Below are 24,610 nucleotides of genomic sequence, written 5' to 3'. Positions count from 1 at the left end.
TATATAGTCCTCCCCAATTAATTTGACCAAAAAATTTCTATAACATCACCCTCATTTATTTTAGCTGTATATGCTGCATTTTCTCCATTTAACTTCACATTTATTATTCCTTTTGAAACTGTTAAATCAAAATCTATATAATCAAATACATCTACAAATACATACTCACTTTTGCCCTGTAATATTACTTCTTTACCATTTACAATAACTTTCATCTTAGAGACTTCTTCTTTAAATTCTTTACTTTTATCATACTTGGTGCTGTCAATAGCTACTTCTAATTTATCTTCATCATCAATTACTATATCTTTATCATCTAAATCCTGTTTAGAAGAATCATAATCTTCTAAATTTTCATCCAAACAAATATTATCTTGTATGTTACCATCTACATAAGTATCACCTTGTATATTATCATCTACATAAGTATTATCTTTCTTAATGATTTTATCCCCTTCTTCAAGTTCATAATCATCTTCTAATAATATATAATCTTTAAACAACATTACGTTTTCTTCATTTAATACATACCTTTTTATATTCGCAATCTTATTAGGTATAAATACATTGACTTCATCACCATTTTTTAAAAATTCACTTATATCTTTTTGTTCTTCATTTACTGTTACTACAGGATCTAAATTTATAAGTTCATCATTAATATAAATTGAAATAGAATTTATATTACTAATATAATCTGCAATTTCAGGCTTAGCATTATTTCCATTTTTAGCATATTCTACAATTAGATTGTCATTAGCCTTAACCTCTGTTTCTAATGTAGCCTCATTTCCATTTATAATTATCTTAGCACTAACTCCATATTCACCAAAAACAATTCTCTTACGTCCATTATATTTAAATCTTACACTCTTTCCATTCTTACCTATTAATAGTGCTGGATTTATTCCTGATTGAAGCAATACATCCATTACGGTATGCTTATGTGAATTAAATAAACTAACAGGTGAATCATTTAATATAACATCAATAAAATCAGTACCTAAATTTCTTAAAGCTATTAATCCTATACCAATAACTGTTACCCCTGCACTTCCTAAATTATTATCAGCTACACATTCTGTAATAGATTTTCTATCCTTAATTGCAATTCTTTGAGCTGGTAAATTTAAATTAGTAGCAATTGCATTTAAAAGTCCTGGAGTATGTGCTCCTCCTCCAACTAAAAATACAGCACTAGGTGACTTATTACCATTTAGCTCTAATATTTTACTGGCAATCTCTTCTGATATTTTTTTAACGATAGGATTAACTAATTTTAAAACACTTTCTGATGGTATTATATTTTCAAGACCTAACACATCCATATATGAAACTTCTTTTGATTCATTTACAGATCTTTTAATAACTTCAGCAGTGTTAAAATCCACTAAATACTCTTGTGCTATAATTTCAGTAACCTCATCGCCAGCCATTGGAACCATTCCATATGCTGATATTGCTTCTTTGTAACTTATAGCAATATCCGAAGTTCCAGCTCCAATATCAACTAAAGCTATATTTAATAATCTTAAATTTTTAGGGATTGCAGCTTCAATTGCTGCAATAGGCTCTAACGTTAAATTAGTAACTTTTAAATTAACCTTATTCATTACTGAATAAAGAGAATCCACAACGGATCTTGGCAAAAATGTTGCAATTACATCACTTTCTATTTTCTCTCCCTTATGTCCTATTAAGTTAGATATAAGAAAACCATTTAAATAAAAACTTTTAACCGAATATCCAACACAATATAGTTTTCCTTCTGTTGCATTATTTATTTCTTCTTCAGCATTTTTTACTGCACTTAGTTCAAGACTCCTTACAAGTTCTTTATCTATCTCTTGATCTGCATCTAATTCAATTTCTGCTTTTGCATTTACAGTTCTTAAAAATCTACCTGCAGCTGCTATAGATACTTCATTTAAATTAATTCCTATTTCTTCTTCAATTCTTTTTTTAACTTTTTCAACAACACTTGCTACTAAAGTAATATCATGAATCTGGCCATCTATCATCGCCCTTTCTTCATGCTCCATATATTCTTCATATACAACTTCAAATTTTTTATCTCTTATTACTCCAACAGTTCCTATAATGGATCTTGTTCCTATATCTAATGAAAAAATTATATCTTTTGGATTAAAATTTTTTAATTCCATCTAAACACAACCTTTATCTTTTAATCTAATATTTATTAACATTTTATGCATCTCTAAATAAATAACTAGTCAGTCTTCTTGTCTTTTTTGTACTATTTTACAATGACTTACACAAATCTACTTTAAATTATATATTATAACGTACTTACATTCAATTAAGGCATATAAAATAAAATAACAGACCAATTATTATCCATCTAATTATACTATATATTTTACTATAAAAAGATTAAAATCAAAAAAGAGTAGATTATTTATTATCATGATTTAAGGCACATTCAAAAAAATAATAGACCAGTATGCTTGTCTATTTAGTATCATACTATGTTGGCAAATTTAGCTAATAGCCGCTATTAACTGAACTTGCCTCCTTGCCCTTACACTAAATATACGACGCATCTTTGATCTATCATTTTCTTTCATGTGCCTAATAATAAATAACCTACTCTTTACATTTAGGAATATGAAATATTTATTTATCAACTTTATCATTTTTTTTAGGGTTAAAAATACTTCTAAAAACACCAAGTATAGCTACAGTTACTACTAATATAATAATCTCTTTATTCATATCCTCACCTTATCTTTCTTAGTATATATATTCTAATTAATATAATTTATTATTTATATGGTTAACCTCTAAATAAATAATAAAGATACTGAATAAATTCAAATAAACAATGATTTCTAGAATATATATATTAAAATTATGTTTAATATTTTTTAAGGTTATATAAAATTTGTAAATGTTTTCACATTCTTCTAAATAATATAATTCTATAAATATTAATCAATCCCTTCTTTTATTCATAAATTCATATAAGACATTTTAATTTATGCATTGTAGTAGTGAACTGTAAAATCAGAAATAGGACAAATAATTGTGAAATAAGCATTGGAAAATCATGCTTAGTATTTCTTTATTTGTAGTTGTTCCAAAATTGTTTGTCCAAAGTTATCTTTGGAGCAAACTGTTTTGGGTACAACTTCAAATATTAGAAGTACTTAGTATGATTTCCCTAGTTTATTGAGCAATATTTGTCCTATTTCTTAATTTATTTATTATATACTATTATCGTTATTATTTTATATAAAAAAGACATCTACTTTGCTATCTCTCAACTTATTAAATTTAGCATGAGATACTTACTATAAAAATGCAAAATGTTTTAATGCTTCTTCATTTATGATAATAATATTTCTATATTCTAATGCAATCCAATTTTCTTTTACAAATTTATTTAATATTTTGGTTACTGTAACTCTGCAACACCCAATAAGCTGTGCAATCTCTTCATGAGTATAATCAATCATATAAGACGTATCATTTTTATTTTTCTTAAAATTAGCACCTAATCTTAACAGTAATTGTGCAACCTTTTTATCTGCTTGTAAAAAGGCCATACTATTAACTTGAATAGATAAATTATGAACCGTCAATGACATAAAATAAAACATTTGAACCATTATATTTGGATATTTAGTTAAGTATGGCAGTAGCTGTTCTAAATCTACCGATACCAACTCTACATCGGTAACTGCATTAACAGAAGTTAGTCGTGATGCATAACTAAAATAAGATGATTCACCAAACAATTTACCTTCTCTTAAAATTTCAATTGTTAATTCAGTTCCTTCTTTAGAAACTAAAAAGATTCTAACACGTCCCGATTTAATAATATAAAACTTTTCTGCTGGATCTTCTTGAAAATAAATAATTTCATTTTTTTTATATCTTTGTATGGTACCCGCTTTTTCAAATATTTCATATAGATTAGAATCAATATGCATAGACGCTTTATGTGAATGTTTATAATGATTAAACATAGCACAACCCCCTTTTTAGGCAAATTCAAAAAACTAACAAGTAAATCAGCTAGTTTCTTTCATGTTCCTTAACTTGTGAATAGATTGTAGCATGGACTACAATCTATTCACAAGTTTAATGTTAAAATCGATAGTGAAATTTTACAATCTAAGGAGATACCTAGAAATGCAACAAAAAGAAAAATTATGGGCTAAACATTTTATATTGGCTCTTATTATTACTATTGGAGTTAACTTAACTTGTAATTTATTATTATCAACTATATCTATTTATGCAAAGAAAATAACGCAGGTTGATTCATATGCAGGATTAATGACAGGTGTATTTACACTGTCTTCTTTAATTATAAGATTATTTGCAGGAAAACTATTAGATAAACTTGGAAGAAAAAAAATATTATTATTAGGTATATTTATTACTGCTTTTGCAACTATTTCTTATGCTTTTACTGACCAAATTTTTTGGATTTTAGTTTTTAGAGCATTACAGGGAATAGGATTTGGTATATCATCCACTGCTATAGCAACTATTGTGACTGATGTTACGCCTGAATCCAGGCTACTTGAAGGAATAGGATATACAGGGGTAGGTCTTACAATAACTACTGCTATAGGTCCTTCTATTGCATTGAAAATTGTAGGAAATGATTATGAAGATTTTCATTTATTATTTATCACCACGTTTATTGTATCTATAATTACACTTGTAATATCTTTTGCTCTTTCATATGAAAATAAAACAAATACAACTATTTACAAAAAGCAAAAAGATGATAAAATAACCATTTCTTCTTGGGGAAGAAAAATAATCATTCCTGGATTAATTCTATTTTTAGCAGCAGTTGCAGAAAGCACAATTCTTTCATTTACTGCTTTATATGGAATTTATTTAGGATTTGGAAGTATTGGACTATTTTTCACTATTAATGCATTAGGAATATTAGTATCAAGATTGTTTATTAATCAGATTGTTAATAGATTAGGTATGAATACAGTATTATTCATTGGATTGCCTGTATTTTCAATGATGATTTTAGGCATATCAATGGTAAAAACCACTTCAATGTTGATTACGTTTGGATTCTTCTGTGGGATTATGATGGGAACTTTATTACCTATTATTAATGTGATGATTATAAATACAGTAAGCAAAGATATGAGAGGCATGGCAAATGCCATCTTTTATGCTTTATTAGATGGTGGATATGGTATTGGATCAATTATGTGGGGAAGTGTTGTAATTAGTTATGGATACCGATATATTTACTTTGGCGCAAGCATTGTTTTAGCAATTGCATCTTTAATTTTCTCTATAAAATTAATATATTCAAAAATAAAAACAAATAAAAGTAAAATTAAATTTAATAATAACTGTACATCTTCTAATAAATTAGGATAAAAAAAGGTAGCATCTCAAAATGTAAATACGAATTTTATATTTTAAGATGCCACATTTTAATTTATTTATATAATACATATTATTTATATTATTGCATTAAATTTTCTTTATCAAATTATTTTCAACTAACACCTTCAAAGAAAAACTTCTATTAACCCCATCATTAAATTTCACACTTATCTTCTCATCTTCAAGAGATTCTATTTCTCCTGCTCCATAAGTGCTATGCATTATCTTATTTCCCACATCGTATCCATAAGTATCCTTAGGTAACTTATCAAATCCTGCTTCCCCTATGAATCTTGAAATCTCTTTTAAATCTCCTCTTCTATTCCTTGGTGCAAATAGATATAAATTATTTATTGCTCTAGTTATCCCAACATAAAATAATCTTCTCTCTTCTTCTAAGTTATCTTCTTTACTAGAAGAATGAGGCATGGTATCTTCATTGCAGTTTATAACATAAACATTTTTAAACTCCATTCCCTTTACACCATGTATTGTACTTAATATTACCCCTTCTCTTTTTTCCTTCCTTTTGCTTAATTCTATTTCTTCTTTAACGTCTTCAATATGAGCTAAAAATTCAAAAATAGTCTTAAATCCTTCAGCTGATAATTTAAAATCTTCTACCACATTTTCCAAATCCTCTAAACTTTGATTAAATTTTTCTCCATAAGATTTTAAGTAATCTATATACTCTAAATCCATAACTATATATGAAATTGCTGAGCCAAGAGAAATTTTATTTAAATAATTAAAATCCTTCTTTAAATAATCAAGCTTCTTTCTTTGGAAAGGGGGTGTATCGTCTTTATCTATTATTATGTCAAAAGGATCTTCTTCAAACTTATATTTCCTTATATAATCTAAGTTACTTTTACTTATATATCTAAATGGCTTATTGATAACTTTCAAAAAGCTCTCTCTATCAAATCTATTTATTGACAATTTCAAATATGCTATTAAATCCTTGCATATAAAATGTTCAAAAAAATTATATTGTCTATCTAATAACGTAAACGGAATATGTCTTTTAGTTAAAGCATCAATTATGCTCATAGATTCCATATTCGTTCTATAAAGAATTGCATTTTCTTCATATTTAGCATCATACTTCTTTTCTTCTTCAATCAATTGGGATAAAATATCACCTTGAGATTTTTCATTATATGGAGTAAATAATTTAATTATTCCCTCTTCTTCTTTGTTTGATAGGATTTCTTTACTATTTCTTTCTTTATTAAATTTTATTAGCTCTTTAGATTTTTCTACTATATTTTGCTTGCTTCTATAATTAACTGATAAATAATGTTTTTTCCCCTCTTTAAAAATCTCGTTAAAAGTAACCATGTATTTAGGTCTTGATCCTCTAAAAGAATAAATACACTGATCTTCATCTCCAACTGCAAAAAGTGAATTATTCTCTCCTTCATTTATAAGTTTTAAAAAGTCAATTTGTAATTCATCACAATCTTGAAATTCATCAACTAGCATATATCTAAATAACTTTCTGTAACTTAAAAGGATTTTTTCATTTTCTTGCAGTAAATTTAAAGCCTCTATTGCTAAATCATCAAAATCCATTTTTCCATTTTCTGTTTTATATTCTTCATATTTTTCGATAGCATCTTCAAAAATCTCTCTTGATATAGATGGCTTAAAATCATTCATTGATGTTCTGGATGTTTTATATAATGAAATATTATTTATAACTTCTTTTATTTTATCTTCATTAATATCATCAAAATATTTACTTAAAACATTGCTTATTATTTTATGAGTTATTCCTCCCTCCAATATTTCTATCTTTATTCCTGTCCTTAAAAGAATTTTATAAAATAGTCCATGAAATGTCCCAAAAAAAGGAGATTCATTTCTATTAAAAGTTTTTTCATACCTATGCTTCATATTTTTTGCTGCTGCTTTTGTAAATGTGATTATTATAATATTCCCATTGTTAATTCTCCTATTAACAACTAAATGATTTACTCTATTAATTATAACTGTAGTTTTTCCCGAACCAGGTGCTGCAACCACTAAAGCATTTTTATCTTTTGCAACTACTGCTTTGGTTTGATATTTATCAAGATTATAATTCACTAAAATCCCCTACTTTTTCTATTATTATAGTACATTAGTTATTAAGACATATGAAAGAATATGCCTAAGACAATATACTATCAAATAACTATATTGTAATAATTATATTATAGATGTACAATGGTTTTATTATATTCATTTATAAAAAACTTGCACAAACTAGCAAAATATAATCGCTAAAGGCACATAAAAGAAAATAATAGACGAAAGATGTGTCGTATATTTGGTCTTAATATAAGTTCAACTAAATTCATATGGAGTGTAAAACTCCACCTGAAAAGTTTCACTTTATGTAAGGGCAAGGAGGCAAGTTTAGTTAATAGCAAACTATTAGCTAAATTTGCCGACGTGAGTAGAGAACCAAAAGTGAGAATCGAAAAGTGATAGTCCAAATTTTATATTTGGAAACATGAACTTTCTCTGTGAGCATTTTATATTTCGTTCTTCGAACTTTCACACCGTGCAATCTATGATTTTGTGTGAATCACTTACTCAGCGAGTGTATACGAGTCGAGCTTCCTTATGACGCAAAATAGGCAAACATACTGCTCGATTATTTTTTTGAATGTGCCTAAGTACAGGTTTTGTTGCATTTTATTTAAAGGAGATTACTCATGAATAATAAGTTTAATTTTAATGTTAGAGAACAAAGAAATCTAACAATGTTAGTTGATTTTTATGAATTAACTATGGGCAATGGTTATTTTGATAAAGGACTTAAAGATAAAATTGCGTATTTTGATATGTTTTTTAGAAGAGTTCCAGATAGTGGTGGATACTGTATAGTAGCTGGTGTTGAACAACTATTAGAATATTTAAACAACTTGAAATTTACGGATGATGACATTGACTATTTAAAAAGTAAAAATACTTTTTCTGAAGAATTTTTACAATATTTAAGAGACTTTAAGTTCACTTGTGATGTTTGGGCTGTTCCAGAAGGAAACCCAGTATTTCCAAATGAACCTTTAGTAACTGTTAGAGGTCCTGTAATTCAAGCACAATTTATTGAAACAATGATACTTTTAACTGTAAATCATCAAACATTAATTGCTACAAAAGCTAATAGAATTTGTAGAGCTGCAGGAGATCGTCCTGTAATGGAATTTGGTTCAAGAAGAGCTCAAGGTTACGATGGTGCTATTTATGGTGCCAGAGCTGCTATAATCGGTGGTTGTAGTTCAACAGCTTGTACTATATCAGATAAAATGTTTAATATCCCTGCAATAGGTACTATGGCTCATAGTTGGGTACAATTATTTGATACTGAATACGAATCATTTAAATCTTGGGCAGAACTTTATCCCGACAATTGTGTTTTACTAATTGATACATATAATGTTATAAAATCTGGTATTCCGAATGCAATTAAAGTTTTTGATGAAATTTTAAAACCAATGGGTAAAAGACCTAATGGAATTAGGATAGATTCTGGTGATATTACTTATTTAACAAAGCATTGTAGACAAATGTTAGACGAAGCTGGATATGAAGACTGTAAAATAGTTATCTCTAATTCTCTTGACGAACATATAATAAGAGATGTATTAGAACAAGGAGCTTGTATAGACTCTTTTGGTGTTGGAGAAAGACTAATAACAGCAAAATCCGAGCCTGTATTTGGTGGTGTTTATAAATTAGTAGCAATAGAAAATAATTCTGAAATTATTCCTAAAATTAAGATAAGTGAAAACGACGAAAAAATAACCAATCCAGGTTTTAAGAAAATAATCAGAATATTTGATAAGACTTCTCATAAAGCATTAGCTGATTTAATTGTTTTAAATAATGAAAAGTTAGATGAAAGTAAACCATTAACTATTTTTGATCCTGTTCATACATGGAAAAGAAAAAAACTTAAAAATTATTATGCTAAAGAACTTCAAGTTCAACTTTTCAAAAAAGGGAAATGTGTTTATGATTGCCCTAGCGTACTAGAAATCAAAGAATTTTCTAAAAATGAAATAAACAAACTATGGTCTGAAGTATTAAGATTTGAAAATCCTCATAGTTACTATGTTGATTTATCTGAAAATTTATGGGCATTAAAACAATCTCTTCTTCACAAATATACAAAGTCCTATGAATTACAAGATTAACACGGTAGTAACAAAGAATTAGTTTAAATAAAATTTTCACTAAAAAATTTGAAAGAACATAATAAACCATGTAACTTGAAAAATATCTGAATTAAAGCATATCAAAGAAAATATTTAATCCCGTAACTAAGGTATAAAATTTCAATCTTAGTTACGGGATTAATTTAAATATAAATTATTAATTTATATTTAGTAATACTATTTATAAAAGTTTTATATTTTTAATATTCAATATTATTATAAATAGTATTTTTTAAAAAACTATAATCCTCTTTTGTTACATCTTTAAAGCTCATTCTGCTTATTAATAAATATTCTTTAAAAATACATTGTTCTTCTTCTAATTCTAAACTACTTTCTAACATTGGACATGAATCATAACATTGATGATGCTCTTTACCCGTAGACCAAAACGGACATTTACCCATAAAAATCCCACCCTTTTTTTGTAAAAAATTGATTTTATTTACCTTATTATATTATAAATTTTCATAAAGATAAAGTTCTTTTCATTATAATATAATAATTAGTTTTATTTCCTTATTCTTTTGTTTAGTATAAAGCCTCATGAAAGAAAATAACAGCCCAAAGATGCACAGTATATTTGGGATCAAACAAGTATGCAAGTTTCTTATGTATCAGTAGAGCTTGCCGACGCAGTATGATGCAAAATAGACAAGCAAAATGGTCTGTTATTTTTTAAATTCGCCTAATATTAATGCCTATATAGAAGAGAATGATTTAATGATGCAATCTCTTTTATATAGGCATTAATAATTAATTTATATACTTTTAATTTAACTGTTCTTATCAACTGATATATTAATTATTTCATTTTGAAATGCTCTTAATAAAGCTTTTTCTAAAACTTTTTGATTATCAAAGTTCTCAATATCCTTACATACTGAAAAAACTTTATTTTCTTCACCTTTAAAGTTTATATAAGTTAAGGTTACATTAGGTTTATCATATTTTACATCTACGATTTTAACCCCCCATGATATTTGAGCAAAATCACCATCTACTGTTAAATGGGTTAACTCTTTTAACTTATCATTCTCCTTACCTGGATCATTAACTATTATCAATTCATCTCCAACTTTATACTTAGCCATAAAAATACGCCTCCTTAACTATTTATATATTGTATTTTTTTTATCATTGGCTATATAATTTTTAATTCTATAAATATATATTTATAGAATTACTTTCTAATTGTTTGTTAATTAATTAACAACTTGTCTTATTTATATAATAGCAGACTTTTCTAAAGTATACAATGTTTTTTTCACATTTTAAATAATTAGTTATTAACTAAAACTTATTTCTAAGTAATAATAAGATTATTAAGTAATAATAATTGACTTTTAGCAATTATCATATTATGCTTGAAGTATAATATGATAATTGGGGGTGTTTACAATTAGTGATATAGCTCTAATTTTTAAAGAAAAAAAACTTAAGCTAACACCACAAAGACTTGCAGTATATAATTACTTATTGAGTACTTCTTGTCACCCTTCTGCTGAAGTTATATATAAAGCTATTAGTGTTCAATATCCAACAATGAGTTTAGCAACTGTATATAAGACTTTAAAAACTTTAGTTGAAGTAGGACTGATTCAAGAAATAAATGTTGGAGAAGGTAACTTTAGATATGATAGGAATGCAAAATCTCATCCTCATATACAATGCATGTGTTGTGGGAAAATAGCTGACTTTGATAATTTGAATTTAGATAATCTGAATTCATTAGCTGAAAATAATTCTGATTTCAAAGTTCTTTATAACAAAGTTTATTTTTATGGTTACTGTAAAGATTGTCAGCAATCACAAAAGCTTAACTAATATTAAAGGCATTTTTTAAAAATAGACTAGTAAGTATGCGATCATATATTGGACTGTTATTTTTTAATATGTCTTAATGTAAAAAAATACTCATTTTGAGATAAGTATAAAAATACTCATCTCAAAAATGGGTATTTTTTTATATAAAAATTCGAATTAAAATTAATTATGTACATATAATTAACTGAGGTGATACATAATGAAAGTACTAATAATTAAAAGAAAACTTATAAAAACTATTTTGATTATAATGCCAATATTAATTTTAATAGTTATTGGTTTATCTATAAATAGAAATAAATCATATCAAACCATTTCCCCTATCAACTTATCTAAAAATATACAATTTGATTTAACTGGAGATGGTCAAAATGATAGCATAGAACTTGTTAAAAGGTATAATGCTTTTGATTTAAATATTACTTATCACAATAATAGTATATACCTTTCTAATAAAATTAAAGATAATATACTTTTTACTCTTAATGATCATTGGCCTCCTAAAATATATCTAAACGACATTTCTAGAGATATAACTCCAGAAATTATTGTACAAGGTTCAAAAAACAATAGTAGTATGTGCTATGTATTTAATTGGCATGAAGGAGAATTTTTTAATGTTTATTCAAGTGATAAAAATATTTTTGGTATATTAGATTCTAAAAATACTAAAACACCTCAGTGCTATTCAGTTTCATCTTCTAAAGGAATTTCATCTTTAAATAGCTTTATGTTAATTAATAATAAATTATTAGATACTACCAAAGAAAATTTTGATCTTCCTTCTTTAGGTAACGTCACTGCTTTTATTAACTTAGTAGAGACTCCTTATGAACTAAAAGACCTTCCTGATATATTTTGTACTTCTATAAACAGTACTGAATTGCCTATATTATGGAATTTAAATAAGGAAATTTATTCTTACTCTTTTCAAGATGCATTTTTTTATGATTATGAGTGGGATTCATCTGCTGACCCTACTTCTTTAAAATGGAGATTAACATTTGAAAAAAGTAAACTTAACGGAGATGAAAATGACAAAGAGGAAATAATCTTCTATTTGGATTGCAAACTTGAAAATTCTTTATATAAAATTTCATCACTTCAAAAGTTAAAATAATATATTATTTATCATATTTGTAAAAATCAAGATAATTTAAAAGGCCGCAATTTGCGGCCTAAAAGGGGGATGGGGGGTGCTTAATAAAATCAATATTTTCTTTTATTAAGCTGTAGGAGAATACTTTCTCCGTTACATTAGTATTATTAACAAAATTATTTTTTCTTATACATTTTATTTTAAATATCTTTAAAAGCACCACTTTTATATAATTCTATCATCTTATCGATAAAATTTATCTTACTTGGATGAGCAAACCCCCTTAAAGATATCAACATTTGCAAATTACTATCATCTGTATTTTCATTATGATTTACTTTTCTACTAGGGTTATTGTTCATATTATTCATATTGCTCATATTATTCATGTTATTCATATTATTCATGTTGTTCATGTTGTTCATGTTATTTTTATTGTTCATATTGTTCATGTTGTTCATGTTGTTCATGTTATTTTTATTGCCTTTATTAAAATTCCCTGCACTTCCCAAATCACCTAAATTTAATCCTGCCATATTAGCTAAAGGACCTAAATTACTTAAATTTAATCCATCTATATTCATTGAGGATAAAAGATTATTTATATCAAAATTCCCGCCTAACATTCCCATTAGTTGAGCCGGATCTATTCCAAATGGATTTCCATTATTTCCAGTATTGCTTCCCACATCATTATCCAAAGGTTCTTGTTCTCTATGTTTGTGTTTAGCCATTAAAAATCCTCCAATTTATAGTTTTCCTAATTTTAATATATGTATTATATAAGGAATTTGTTTATGTTTTTGAGCATTTTTTTGGAGGGCATTATTTATACCCTCCATCCACTATACTAACAACATTGATTAGCTCCTGCTCGACAGTTTCCTAATGAGTTAACAAAATTACCACCGCATAATAAGCATAGTAAGATAATTAAAAATGATTTATTATTGTTTAACAATCCTGAGCCACATGCAATTAATAAGAATATAATTGGTGTGCATCCACCAAATCCTCCACGGCTATTGTTTCCACAGTTATTGTTTCCACAATTGTTTGTACAACAGCAAGAATTATCTTCTTTCTTCATTTCAGAACAACAACAACAACAACATTTTTTCTTCTTCTTAGACATATCATTCTCTCCTTTCTAAAAATTAAGAATTTTAACAGTTAGCAATAGTGTTACAACCTCTATTACCACAACCACTATTACAAAGGAATAAAAGTACTAATAAGAACAAGTATGATGAGCAATTACCAGATCCTCCATAATTTCCACCATTGCCTCTATTGCAGCAACAGCAGCAACTTTCACATTTGTTTTTAGCCTTAGCGCAAGGATCACAGCAACAACAACAATTATTATTATTATTGTTATATCCATTACCTAAGAAACCACTTCCGCCACAGCCTCCACAGAATAATATTAATAAAATCCAAATCCAACTACCAAATCCGCCACCGCCAAATCCACAGTTGTTGCCACTTCCACAGCCATTGCCAAATCCACAACCATTGCCAAGTCCACAACCATTGCCAAGTCCACCGCAGTTATTATTTATTCCACTACAGTTATTATTAAAGCCTCCACAACAGTCTGTTCCTTCATCACAGCAACTATCTCCACATGAATTTAAACCATTTAGGATATCATTCATTTCCATATTTATTCCTCCTTGGAAATATTTTTTTCTTCTTGATACTATATACTATTCTATGCCAATCGATTTGACACAATTTTTATAATAAAATAAAACCCTATCAAAAAATTAATTTTGATAGGGTTTTAAGGCATATAAAGTAATGATTCAAAGATGCCTATGTCTATTGTTTAAGGCACATTCAAAAAAATAATAGACCAGTATGCTTGTCTATTTCGCGTCATACTGTATTGGTAAGTTCAGCCAATAGCCCGCTATTAACTAAACTCACCTCTTTGTCTGACACGAAATATACGACGCATCTTTGCTCTAGTATTTTCTTTCATGTGCTAATCAATATCAGTTGCTAAATCTAAAAAGAGATTATCTATAAGTTCATCTTTTCCTTTTTTTGTTAATGAAGAAAAGAAATATAACTTATCTTCTTGTGTTAACTTTAAGGTTTCCCTTATTATCACTTCACTCTTTTTTAAGTTGTTTTTAGTTAACTTATCGCTTTTAGTTGCTACAATAGTAACATCATATCCAAAGTGTTTAATCCAAGTATGCATAAGAATATCATCTTCAGTCGGTTTATGCCTTGAATCTACAAGTAGAACAACTCTTTTAAGTTCTTCCCTACCTGTTAGATACATTTCTACTGTCCTGCCCCAACTTTCTTTTTCTTTCTTTGATACTTTAGCATATCCATATCCTGGTAAATCTACTAAGTGGAAATCATTATTTATCAAGAAAAAATTAACTAATCTTGTTTTTCCAGGTGTTTGACTAACTTTAGCTAATTTTTTTCTATTAGTTAGTGAATTTATTAAAGAACTTTTACCTACATTAGATCTACCTACAAATGCAATTTCAACTCTATTATCTATAGGATATTGATGTCTTTGCACTGCTGAAATAATAAAGTCTGATTGTTTAATTCTCATTAGTATCCTCTCCAATTAACGCATTTTTTAATACTTCATTCACTTGACTCGCAGAAATAACATTTAATTTATTTCTGATTGAATTAGGTATCTTTTCTATATCTTTCTCATTTTCCTTTGGAATTATTATAGTATCTATACCTGCCCTAAATGCAGCTAAAGATTTTTCCTTTAATCCCCCTATTGGCAATACTCGTCCTGTTAAAGTCACTTCGCCTGTCATTGCCACATTATGCTTAACTTTTTTTCCTGTTAAGGCTGATACAAGTGCTGTTACCATTGTAACTCCAGCTGATGGTCCATCTTTAGGTACTGCTCCTTCTGGTGCATGTATGTGTATGTCCTTTTCTTTATAAAAGTTTTCTTGAATCCCATATTGGTCTGCATTGGCTCTAACATAGCTATATGCTGCTTTTGCTGATTCTTGCATTACCTCTCCAAGTTTTCCTGTAAGTTGTAATTTTCCTGTACCCTTCATAACCATAGCTTCTACTGGTAATGTATCTCCTCCATAGGCTGTCCATGCCATTCCAGTAACAACTCCAACCTTGTCTACTGTATCAATTTTATCAAAATCAAATGTTCTTTTTCCTAGAAGCTTTTCCACATTTTTTTTATCAATTGTAATAGTTTCTTGATTTTTATTTAAAATTTCAGCTAATCCTTTTCTTATAAGAGAGCTTAATTTTCTTTCAAGTCCACGAACTCCAGATTCTCTAGTATATCCTTCTATAATTTCTTTAATAGCAGAATCATCTATAGTTACTTTTTCTTCTGGAACATCTATTTCTTTAAATATTTTAGAAACCAAATGATTCTTAGCTATATTAAATTTTTCTTCGTAAGTGTATCCAGATACTTCAATAACTTCCATTCTATCTAAAAGTGGTCTTGGTACTGTCTCTAATGTGTTTGCTGTAGCTATAAACATAACTTTTGATAAATCAATATCTACTTCTAAATAATTATCTCTAAATGTCTTATTTTGCTCACTATCCAATACTTCTAATAAAGCATCAGATGGGTCACCCTTATAATCCGAGTTAATTTTATCTATCTCATCAAACAAAATTAATGGATTTAATGTTTTGGCTTCTTTAAGGGAATATGCGATTCTACCTGGTATAGCTCCAACATATGTTTTTCTATGCCCTCTAATTTCAGCCTCATCTTTCATACCACCAAGAGATATTCTAGCATATTTTCTATTAGTGGAATGAGCTATAGATCTTGCTATAGAGGTCTTTCCTACTCCTGGAGGTCCTACTAAGCAAAGAATAGGTCCTTTTTGAGTTTTACTCATTTGCTTTACAGCTAAATATTCTATAACCCTATCCTTAACATCCTCTAGTCCATAATGCTCTTGATCTAAAATTTTTCTTGCTTCAATAATATCTATATTTTCCTTTGTATGCTTATTCCATGGTATATCTAAAATCCAATCTAAATACCCTCTTATAACATTTCCTTCTGACGAGTAAGAATTCATATTTTTAAGTCTTGATAATTCATAATTAGCTTTTTCCTTAACTTGTTTTGGAAACTTTGTTTTACTAATTAACTTTTGATACTTATCTATTTCTTTCTTCTCTTCATCATCTTCTCCTAGTTCTTCTTGTATAGCCTTTAATTGTTCCCTTAGATAAAATTGTTTTTGTTCTTCATCAATACTTTTTTTCACCTTATTAGAAAGAGTGTTTTGAATTTTCGCTATAGATATTCCTTCTTTTACTTTCTCTAAAACCAATTCTATTCGCTCTTTAATTTCTAATGTCTCTAATATTTCTTGTTTCGTTTCTTCTTCTGTAACTGAGTATGAAGCTATCATATCTACAAAAGAACTTGGATTATCTAATGGATTTATTGACTTTATTACATCTATGTAATTATCTCCTACTGTTTTTAATAACTTCATAAATTCTTTATCTAAACATTTAACATATGCATCTATTTCTTTACTTTTTTCTATTTCTGTTTTTAATTCTTCTATAGATGCTTTAATATATTCTTCATCGGCTATATATTCAACTATCTTTGCTCTTTTTTCACCCTCAACGAGTACTCTAATTGTATTGTCAGCCATCTTAAGAATTTGTTTTATTTTACATATTGTTCCAATTTCATATATTTCTTCTCTTTCCGGCTCCTCTATTGCTGGATCTTTTTGTGCAACAAGAAAAACTTCTTCACCATTTAACATAGCTTCTTCAAGTGCCGCTACTGATTTTTTTCTTCCAACGTCAAAGTGTGCTACTACACTTGGAAAAATAGTCAATCCTCTTAAAGGAATTAACGGAAGTGTATATAACTTTTGCATCATCCCAGTCCCCTCCATCTTGATTACTTCATTTAGTATACACATAATAAGCACACTTTTCAATAAATATACTTAAATTAAGGATTAGTACTAATTATAAAAGGCCTCCATCTAAATTATTATTGCCTTTTGCTGTTAATATCTCACTAGTGTTACTATTAATTTTCGAGTTAAGTGATTTATTGCATTCATCATGTTCTAATGCAACATTTATTACTTCTCTAAAATTTCTTACTGGTATTACTTCTATTTCACCAAGTCCTTTTAGTTTTTCATCCCAATTTTCATTCGGAATAATTACCTTTTTAGCTCCTGCTTTAATTGCTGCTAATATTTTAGCTTTTACTCCACCTATTGCTTTCACATTACCTAGTATGCTTATTTCTCCAGTCATTGCAATAAATCTATTTACTTTGTATCCCTTTATTGCACTATATATTGCTGTTGCAATAGTTACACCTGCTGAAGGCCCATCAACAGGCATTCCCCCTGGAATATTCACATGTATATCATATTGGTCAGTTGATAACTCAAATAAATTATCCAATAGTGTAAGCACATTTTGTACTGATGAATATGCAGTACTTTTCATTTTTATTTTTTTATTATTATTTGTGATTTCCTCTTCTTCAACAATCCCAGTAACTTTAATTTCTCCTCGCCTTTTATTAACCTTCTTACATGTAACCTCTAGCGGCATTAATATTCCTATATTAGCTCCGTATACTGCTAATCCATTAACTACTCCAACCTTAGACTCATGTGATATATAATTACTTATTATCTTATTATATTCACCATTTTCTAAAATCCATTCAATATCTTCAATAGCAATATGTTTTCTATTTTCATTAATTGCTAAACCAGATGCTAATTGTATTAAATTAACCACTTCTCTTCCATTCGTACAGTAGTTACTTATTAACTCTATACTCTCATCACTAATTTCTAAGCCAACCTTATTAGCTGAATTTAATGTAATTTTTTTAATTTCATCTGGAAGTAGTGATCTAAAAAATATTTCTACACACCTAGATCTAATTGCAGGTATTATCTCCTCTGGTGATCTTGTAGTAGCACCTATTAACCTAAAATCTGCTGGAAGTCCATTATCAAATATTTCTTTAATATAATTAGGCATATTAGGATCTTCAGTGCTATAATAAGCACTATCTAAAAATACTTTTCTATCTTCTAATACTTTTAAGAGTTTATTTAATTCTATGGGATGCAGTTCTCCAATCTCATCAATAAATAGTATTCCACCATGAGCCTTAGTCACAGCTCCAGGCTTTGGTTGTGGTATTCCTGCTGCTCCTAATGATCCTGCACCTTGATATATAGGATCATGCACTGATCCTATTAAAGGATCAGCTATCCCTCTTTCATCAAATCTTAAAGTTGTTGCATCTATTTCTACAAACCTTGAATTTTTAATGAAAGGAGATAAATTTGATTTTTGTGCTTCTTCTAATACAAGTCTTGCTACAGCTGTTTTTCCTACTCCTGGCGGTCCATAAATAATAACATGTTGAGGATTTTGCCCGCATAATGCTGCTTTTAAAGCTTTAATCCCTTTTTCTTGACCTATTATCTCATCAAAGTTAGAAGGTCTACTTTTTTCTGTTAATGGCTCTGTTAATGATACTTTTCTTAACTTCATTAATTTTTCCATCTCTTTTTTATTTTCTTTATCTAAAACTATTGTTTTACTTCTTTGGTTTTTAGTGCTATTTAATAATATTAATAACATAAAAATTAATACTATAGTTTGTAAAATTAAAGATATTTCTGCCATACATAGTCAGTATATACAAACGTGTATATACTTCTCTCCCTTCTATTTTAAACTATTAATAGTATTTCCTTAACATTTAATACATATTCTTCTTTAAATTAAATTTTTTATTAATTTTTATTGTATATATATTCTAAAAATCATTATTCATTTAGATTTATTCAGTGTACTTAGTATTTATCTAGAAGTTAATTCTGTAAATAATGAATTATATTAATTAGGGCTTATATATTATAAATAATATCAAAAACAACACTAAGTGATATGAAATAAAATAACAAGTCAAAGATGCAACGGACATTTTGCGTAATACAAGAAAAAAAGTTTAGCCCATAGTTTATTCTATTAGCTAAACTTATTAACACAGTATGACTAAAAATAGATTAGTATACTATCTTATTATTTTTTTAGGTTCTATTTTTAAACTATATAACAATATCAACACGCTTTTAAAACATAGCCTAAAATAAAAAAATACTGATATCTAAATAGATATCAGTAAAATTGATACAATTAAGCAGATTCAATGTCTTTTTTAACTCTAGTTGATATTAAAGTAGGTCTTTTTTTACCTTCTGGTAATCTTTCAATATCAGGTTTTTTCTTATCTATAACACATTCTTCTGTTATAGTAACTTTTGATATTTGTTCATCAGATGGTATTTCATACATGACTTCTGTCATCATATCTTCTATTATCGCTCTTAAGCCTCTAGCACCAGTCTTTCTTTCTATTGCTTCTTCAGCGATAGCTTTTAAAGATTCCTGATTAAATTCTAGCTTAACATCATCTAACTCAAATAATCTCTTATATTGTTTTACAAGAGCATTTTTAGGTTTAGTTAAAATATTGATTAAGGCATCTTTATCTAAAGATTCTAAAGTAACTATTATTGGAAGTCTTCCAACAAATTCAGGTATTAACCCAAATTTTAATAAATCTCCAGGCATAATTTCCTTTAACAATCTTCCGATGTCTTTTTCATGTTTTGCTTGAATTTCAGCTCCAAATCCCATTGAACTTTTTCTTGTTCTGCTTTCTATTATCTTATCAACACCATCAAAAGCACCGCCACAAATAAATAATATATTAGATGTATTTATTTGGATAAATTCTTGATGTGGATGTTTTCTACCACCTTGAGGAGGTACTGAAGCAACAGTTCCTTCTAATATTTTTAATAAGGCTTGTTGTACTCCTTCTCCAGATACATCTCTAGTAATTGAAGGATTTTCAGATTTTCTAGCAATCTTATCTATTTCATCTATATAGATAATTCCTCTTTCTGCTCTTTCAACATCATAATCTGCATTTTGAATTAATTTAAGAAGAATATTTTCAACATCTTCTCCAACATATCCTGCTTCTGTTAAGGTTGTAGCATCAGCTATTGCAAATGGAACATTTAAAAACTTTGCAAGTGTTTGAGCAAGCAATGTCTTACCAGAACCTGTTGGACCTAATAGTAAAATATTACTCTTAGATAGTTCTACATCTATATCTTCTTTGTTAGTATTAATTCTTTTGTAGTGATTATAAACAGCAACTGCTAAGGATTTTTTTGCTCTTTCTTGCCCAATAACATAAGAGTCTAAATATTCCTTTATTTCAGTCGGCTTTGGAACACTTTTAGTGTCAAATTCTACAGTTTCTTCAAATTCATCAGCTATGATCTCTGAGCACAAATCAATACATTCATCGCAAATGTAGACACCTGGTCCAGCAATTAATCTTTTAACTTGATCTTGAGTCTTACCACAAAATGAGCACTTCAATTGTTTCTTTTCATCATACTTAGCCATACATTCACCTCACTTAGCTTTAATAATTTTAAATTTACTTATTTATCTTTTCCAACTTCGTTCTTAGTTATTACTTTATCTACTAATCCATAAGATTCAGCTTCGTCAGCTGTCATGAAATTATCTCTCTCAACATCTGCTTCTATTGTAGCTAAAGGCTTACCAGTATTCTCGCTTAAAATCTTATTCAAAGATTCTTTTATTTTTATTATTCTTTTAGCATGTATTTCTATATCTGTTGCTTGACCTTGGAATCCTCCAAGTGGTTGATGTATCATTATTTCAGCATTTGGTAATGAATACCTCTTACCTTTTTCTCCGCTAGATAATAAAAAAGCTCCCATAGAAGCTGCCATACCTATACATATAGTAGATACATCTGGTTTAATATATTGCATAGTATCATAAATTGCCATTCCTGCAGTTATTGAACCACCAGGACTATTTATATATATATATATATCCTTATCTGGATCTTCACTTTCTAAGAACAATAATTGTGATACTATTAAATTTGCAGAATCATCGTTTACTTCGCCACTTAACATGATTATTCTTTCTTTTAATAATCTTGAAAATATATCGTAAGAACGTTCTCCTCTACTTGTTTGTTCTACAACCATTGGAACTAAACTCATATAATTCCCTCCTTATTTTCCCTTATAAACAATTTATGAAAACAATTCTTATTTAAATTATATAAAAGTTTTCTAAAATTGTTAATTATTATTTTAAATAATTGCCAGAAATACTTCTGGCAATTACTTTTTAACTATATAAGACATCTCTAAACAAATAACTAGTCAGTCTTCTTGTCTTTTTTAGTATACTGTGCCAGTAAAGGCAACTAATAACAGCAACATTAACTGTGTTTGCTTCTTTGTCTAGTTCAAAAAATTCTAAGAATCTTTGACTAGTCTTTTATTTTACAATGCCTAATTTTAGTTATATTCCTATTTACAACTTTCTTTAAGTAACTTAAGAGTATTTTCTATAACTATATCTCTTTCAATCATAGCTTTTTGAGATCTTATTAAGATATTAGCCATCTTCTTAGGATCTTTAGGTCCATAGATTTTTCCTAATTCTAATGCTCTAACATTTAATTGTTCTTCAGTAGCTTTTACATTTTCTGCTTTAGCAACTTCTTCAAGAATTATATCTGCCTTAACTTTTCTTTCAGCATTTTCTTTCATGAAGTCTCTCATTTTTTCAGTTGTGTTTCCTGTGAATTCCATGTATTGATCTAGACTTAATCCTTGATATTGTAATCTTCCTTCAAGGTCTTTCATCATATTATCAATTTCCTTAGTTAACATAACTTCTGGAAGTTCCATCTTTGAAGTTTCAATTATTGAAGTAATAACTGCTTCTTCAAATTCTCTTTCAGCTCTTGCTTCATTAGCGTCTGCTAAATTCTTCTTTATGCTTTCTTTATATTCTGCAAATGTATCGAATTCAGAAACTTCTTTAGCAAATTCATCATCTAACTCTGGTAATTCTTTAGCTTTGATTCCTTTAATTGTTACTTCAAACATTGCAGGTTTTCCGTTTAATTCTTCTTTACCATAGTTTTCTGGGAAAGAAACTTTTACTTCTTTCTTTGTTCCAATTTCTAAATCAATTAATTGATCTTCGAAGTCATCTATAAATGTACCTGATCCTATTTCTAATGGATAATCATTTCCTTCTCCACCTTCAAAAGCAGTTCCATCTATATATCCTTTAAAATCTATAACTGCTATATCGCCCTTAGCTATCTTTCCAGATTCTTTAGTTTCTATTCTTGCATTCTTTTCTTGTGCTTCTTTAATTTGCTTTTCAATTTCTTCTTCTACAACTTCATATGAAGGTTTTTTAATATCTAAACCTTTATACTCTCCAAGTTCAACTGTTGGGTATGTAGTAACTGTTGCTGTATAAACAAGTTCTTTACCTTCTCCAAGTTCAACTATATCAACTTGTGGTTGATCTACTGGTCTAATGTTTTGTTCTTGTAATGCCGCTGGGTAACTTGCATCAATAGCAAAATTAATAGCCTCATCATAGAATACTTCTACTCCATAGAATTTTTTAACCATTGCCATTGGAACTTTTCCTTTTCTGAATCCAGGGATGTTATATCTACCCTTATTCTTGTTATATGCTTTAGTTAATGCGGCATCGAATTTTTCTGCCTCAACTCTTATTTCTAACTTAACTACATTTGTTTCTATCTTTTCAACTTTAGCTTCCATTTTATTTATTCCTCCTAAAATAGTATACATCTAATTTAACTAGGTTATTATACCATAAATCCCTGTTTCTTATCAAATGATTTATTACAAATTATATCTTATTGAATAATATTACCATCTTGAGCTACATAATAAATATTACCATCTACCATAATTTTTATTCCTTTTTCTTCTCTTTTTTCAATTTCTATTTTGTTTGCAACCAGATTCCAATTTATTACATCAGTATTATTTACAATATTAGTTACCCATAAATATTGCTTAAGTGCTGATGTCCCAAAATACGGTCTATTACTAATAAAAACTATGCTTTCATCATTTATAAACTTTGGAGTTGAATTCCATAAATATTCTGGTTTATTTAAAAGAGTAGCTTCTTTTGTGAATACATCTCCTTTTTGAGAAGTATAATCATTCTTTGAAACTATCTTTGCATTTCCATCAACATTATATACAGTAATACTTTTATCTGTGTCTAATATTAATATTTGTTTACCCGTTGGACTAATATCAAACTCTACGGATGAATCTATACCTTCTAAATCAGTAAATTTTTTTTCTCCGTTTTCCTCAATGTAAATCCCTTTAGCTATAGTTCCACTTAATAAATTGATATCTAAGTATTTTTTTTCTGGTGTTTTGGGGAGCTCTTGTTCAGGCTCTTCCAGCACTTTAGATTTTTCTTCTATTATATCTTGTTTTTCATTTTTTGGCACAGTATCACTGTCAATCCAAGCTTGTATTTTTTGTTTAACATTAGTCTTGTCCATAGTTCTATAAGAAAGTTTAACTGTTGTTAATAATACTACTGTTAAAACTATTAAGAAAACTATTAAAATTTTTCTTCTTCTTTTTCTCATTCGTTTTTCATATTCTTTACTAAAAATACTTGGTTTCGCCAAGGCATTCCCTCCAGACCGCTTTTATTTATAACAATAAACAAATTCATTATATATTATTATTTTTTTTAAATCCACATTATAATTAATATTTAATATATTCTTTATAATTTAAGCTATTTTTTACAACAGTTTTTCTTTTTACAGTCTTTGCATCCACTATTTTCTTCATTTTTATTACAACATCCACCGCATTTTAACATTCCCATTTCTTTTAGTTCTTCAATGGATAAATTACAAACATTGTTTGAATATTCTTCATACTCTGGAGTAGCCTTCAATAAATTTTCTTTCTTTATATCAATCATTCAACATCACCTTTCTATAACTTATTTTGGTTCTTTTAATATTTACTATACCCCTAATTCTATAAAATTTATAAAAAATCAATACATAAATTAATTAAAATCGTATTTTTTGTTATTT

The 24,610-nt window shown here is 27.9% G+C and carries 20 protein-coding genes; 4 read left to right on the top strand and 16 right to left on the bottom strand.

Translation table 11 applies throughout. From position 1 onward, the window contains the following. Window positions 1-17: 17 nt before the first annotated feature. Both BM027_RS08065 and BM027_RS08060 read right to left on the bottom strand, forming a co-directional pair. Window positions 18-2,165, bottom strand: a complete 2,148-nt coding sequence (locus tag BM027_RS08065) for a cell division protein FtsA (protein ID WP_090090654.1) — start codon at window positions 2,163-2,165, stop codon at window positions 18-20. 1,149 nt (window positions 2,166-3,314) lie between these two features. Further along, on the bottom strand, window positions 3,315-3,992 hold the full coding sequence (locus tag BM027_RS08060; protein ID WP_090090651.1) for a Crp/Fnr family transcriptional regulator: 678 nt from the start codon (window positions 3,990-3,992) through the stop codon (window positions 3,315-3,317). A 166-nt stretch (window positions 3,993-4,158) separates the two neighbouring features. On the opposite strand from BM027_RS08060, the gene BM027_RS08055 reads away from it, so the two are divergent. Beyond that, window positions 4,159-5,391, top strand: a complete 1,233-nt coding sequence (locus BM027_RS08055; RefSeq protein WP_090090649.1) for an MFS transporter — start codon at window positions 4,159-4,161, stop codon at window positions 5,389-5,391. A 96-nt stretch (window positions 5,392-5,487) separates the two neighbouring features. Here the strand turns inward: BM027_RS08055 and BM027_RS08050 are convergent, their stop codons facing one another. Further along, window positions 5,488-7,494, bottom strand: coding sequence for an ATP-dependent helicase (locus BM027_RS08050; protein ID WP_090090647.1), 2,007 nt, complete (start codon window positions 7,492-7,494; stop codon window positions 5,488-5,490). Window positions 7,495-8,108: 614 nt separating this feature from the next. Here BM027_RS08050 and BM027_RS08045 point away from each other — a divergent pair. Beyond that, window positions 8,109-9,593 carry a nicotinate phosphoribosyltransferase gene (locus BM027_RS08045; RefSeq protein ID WP_090090645.1) on the top strand — a complete coding sequence of 495 codons (1,485 nt, stop codon included), beginning with the start codon at window positions 8,109-8,111 and terminating at the stop codon, window positions 9,591-9,593. 221 nt (window positions 9,594-9,814) lie between these two features. Here the strand turns inward: BM027_RS08045 and BM027_RS08040 are convergent, their stop codons facing one another. After that, entirely contained in the window at window positions 9,815-10,021 is a 207-nt protein-coding gene (locus BM027_RS08040) for a hypothetical protein (RefSeq protein ID WP_090090642.1), read from the bottom strand. Between the two features lie 369 nt (window positions 10,022-10,390). Continuing rightward, complete coding sequence (locus tag BM027_RS08035; RefSeq protein WP_090090630.1) at window positions 10,391-10,708, bottom strand: hypothetical protein; 318 nt, start codon at window positions 10,706-10,708, stop codon at window positions 10,391-10,393. A 307-nt stretch (window positions 10,709-11,015) separates the two neighbouring features. Here BM027_RS08035 and perR point away from each other — a divergent pair, with 307 nt between their 5' ends. Next, on the top strand, window positions 11,016-11,441 hold the full coding sequence (gene perR, locus BM027_RS08030) for a transcriptional regulator PerR (protein ID WP_090090709.1): 426 nt from the start codon (window positions 11,016-11,018) through the stop codon (window positions 11,439-11,441). A 199-nt stretch (window positions 11,442-11,640) separates the two neighbouring features. Beyond that, the gene (locus BM027_RS08025; RefSeq protein ID WP_090090627.1) at window positions 11,641-12,561 is read left to right on the top strand and encodes a hypothetical protein; all 921 of its coding nucleotides are present in this window, start codon (window positions 11,641-11,643) and stop codon (window positions 12,559-12,561) included. A gap of 179 nt (window positions 12,562-12,740) precedes the next feature. Here the strand turns inward: BM027_RS08025 and BM027_RS08020 are convergent, their stop codons facing one another. The 11 genes from BM027_RS08020 to BM027_RS07970 all read right to left on the bottom strand — a co-directional run bounded on the left by BM027_RS08020 (window position 12,741) and on the right by BM027_RS07970 (window position 24,492). Next, window positions 12,741-13,274, bottom strand: coding sequence for a hypothetical protein (locus BM027_RS08020; RefSeq protein WP_090090624.1), 534 nt, complete (start codon window positions 13,272-13,274; stop codon window positions 12,741-12,743). A 116-nt stretch (window positions 13,275-13,390) separates the two neighbouring features. Beyond that, window positions 13,391-13,675 (bottom strand): hypothetical protein, encoded by a 285-nt coding sequence (locus tag BM027_RS08015; RefSeq protein ID WP_090090621.1) that lies wholly within the window; start codon window positions 13,673-13,675, stop codon window positions 13,391-13,393. A 31-nt stretch (window positions 13,676-13,706) separates the two neighbouring features. Then, a complete protein-coding gene (locus BM027_RS18505) occupies window positions 13,707-14,207 on the bottom strand; it encodes a hypothetical protein (RefSeq protein WP_242943298.1) in 501 nt (166 codons plus the stop codon). 326 nt (window positions 14,208-14,533) lie between these two features. Continuing rightward, window positions 14,534-15,130: a ribosome biogenesis GTP-binding protein YihA/YsxC gene (yihA, locus tag BM027_RS08005; protein WP_090090618.1), complete on the bottom strand. Its 597-nt coding sequence runs from the start codon at window positions 15,128-15,130 to the stop codon at window positions 14,534-14,536. Further along, window positions 15,120-17,450, bottom strand: a complete 2,331-nt coding sequence (gene lon / locus BM027_RS08000; RefSeq protein WP_175559955.1) for an endopeptidase La — start codon at window positions 17,448-17,450, stop codon at window positions 15,120-15,122. The genes yihA and lon overlap by 11 nt, the downstream gene beginning before the upstream one ends. 91 nt (window positions 17,451-17,541) lie before the next feature. Then, entirely contained in the window at window positions 17,542-19,245 is a 1,704-nt protein-coding gene (lonB, locus tag BM027_RS07995) for an ATP-dependent protease LonB (RefSeq protein ID WP_090090616.1), read from the bottom strand. A 513-nt stretch (window positions 19,246-19,758) separates the two neighbouring features. Continuing rightward, window positions 19,759-21,048 (bottom strand): ATP-dependent Clp protease ATP-binding subunit ClpX, encoded by a 1,290-nt coding sequence (clpX, locus tag BM027_RS07990; protein WP_090090613.1) that lies wholly within the window; start codon window positions 21,046-21,048, stop codon window positions 19,759-19,761. Window positions 21,049-21,086: 38 nt separating this feature from the next. Then, window positions 21,087-21,686, bottom strand: coding sequence for an ATP-dependent Clp endopeptidase proteolytic subunit ClpP (clpP, locus tag BM027_RS07985; RefSeq protein WP_090090610.1), 600 nt, complete (start codon window positions 21,684-21,686; stop codon window positions 21,087-21,089). Window positions 21,687-22,001: 315 nt separating this feature from the next. Then, on the bottom strand, window positions 22,002-23,285 hold the full coding sequence (tig, locus tag BM027_RS07980) for a trigger factor (protein ID WP_090090607.1): 1,284 nt from the start codon (window positions 23,283-23,285) through the stop codon (window positions 22,002-22,004). A 98-nt stretch (window positions 23,286-23,383) separates the two neighbouring features. Continuing rightward, window positions 23,384-24,187, bottom strand: coding sequence for a hypothetical protein (locus BM027_RS07975; protein ID WP_090090605.1), 804 nt, complete (start codon window positions 24,185-24,187; stop codon window positions 23,384-23,386). Window positions 24,188-24,300: 113 nt separating this feature from the next. Further along, the gene (locus tag BM027_RS07970) at window positions 24,301-24,492 is read right to left on the bottom strand and encodes a hypothetical protein (RefSeq protein WP_090090601.1); all 192 of its coding nucleotides are present in this window, start codon (window positions 24,490-24,492) and stop codon (window positions 24,301-24,303) included. Window positions 24,493-24,610: the final 118 nt, after the last annotated feature.

The organism is Clostridium uliginosum, from assembly GCF_900112485.1.
In the GTDB taxonomy this organism is placed as follows: Bacteria; Bacillota; Clostridia; order Clostridiales; family Clostridiaceae; genus Clostridium; species Clostridium uliginosum.
The sequence above is the reverse complement of the archived record's forward strand: the minus strand, read 5'-3'. Positions and strand labels throughout refer to the sequence as shown.

Coding starts and splice junctions, on each gene's coding strand:
- BM027_RS08040 (WP_090090642.1), bottom strand. CDS start 10,021: ATGGGTAAATGTCCGTTTTGGTCTACGGGTAAAGAGCATCATCAATGT.
- lonB (WP_090090616.1), bottom strand. CDS start 19,245: ATGGCAGAAATATCTTTAATTTTACAAACTATAGTATTAATTTTTATG.
- lon (WP_175559955.1), bottom strand. CDS start 17,450: ATGATGCAAAAGTTATATACACTTCCGTTAATTCCTTTAAGAGGATTG.
- tig (WP_090090607.1), bottom strand. CDS start 23,285: ATGGAAGCTAAAGTTGAAAAGATAGAAACAAATGTAGTTAAGTTAGAA.
- BM027_RS08015 (WP_090090621.1), bottom strand. CDS start 13,675: ATGTCTAAGAAGAAGAAAAAATGTTGTTGTTGTTGTTGTTCTGAAATG.
- BM027_RS08065 (WP_090090654.1), bottom strand. CDS start 2,165: ATGGAATTAAAAAATTTTAATCCAAAAGATATAATTTTTTCATTAGAT.
- BM027_RS08055 (WP_090090649.1), top strand. CDS start 4,159: ATGCAACAAAAAGAAAAATTATGGGCTAAACATTTTATATTGGCTCTT.
- BM027_RS08045 (WP_090090645.1), top strand. CDS start 8,109: ATGAATAATAAGTTTAATTTTAATGTTAGAGAACAAAGAAATCTAACA.
- BM027_RS07970 (WP_090090601.1), bottom strand. CDS start 24,492: ATGATTGATATAAAGAAAGAAAATTTATTGAAGGCTACTCCAGAGTAT.
- clpP (WP_090090610.1), bottom strand. CDS start 21,686: ATGAGTTTAGTTCCAATGGTTGTAGAACAAACAAGTAGAGGAGAACGT.
- BM027_RS08035 (WP_090090630.1), bottom strand. CDS start 10,708: ATGGCTAAGTATAAAGTTGGAGATGAATTGATAATAGTTAATGATCCA.
- yihA (WP_090090618.1), bottom strand. CDS start 15,130: ATGAGAATTAAACAATCAGACTTTATTATTTCAGCAGTGCAAAGACAT.
- BM027_RS18505 (WP_242943298.1), bottom strand. CDS start 14,207: ATGGAAATGAATGATATCCTAAATGGTTTAAATTCATGTGGAGATAGT.
- BM027_RS08060 (WP_090090651.1), bottom strand. CDS start 3,992: ATGTTTAATCATTATAAACATTCACATAAAGCGTCTATGCATATTGAT.
- clpX (WP_090090613.1), bottom strand. CDS start 21,048: ATGGCTAAGTATGATGAAAAGAAACAATTGAAGTGCTCATTTTGTGGT.
- BM027_RS08020 (WP_090090624.1), bottom strand. CDS start 13,274: ATGGCTAAACACAAACATAGAGAACAAGAACCTTTGGATAATGATGTG.
- BM027_RS08025 (WP_090090627.1), top strand. CDS start 11,641: ATGAAAGTACTAATAATTAAAAGAAAACTTATAAAAACTATTTTGATT.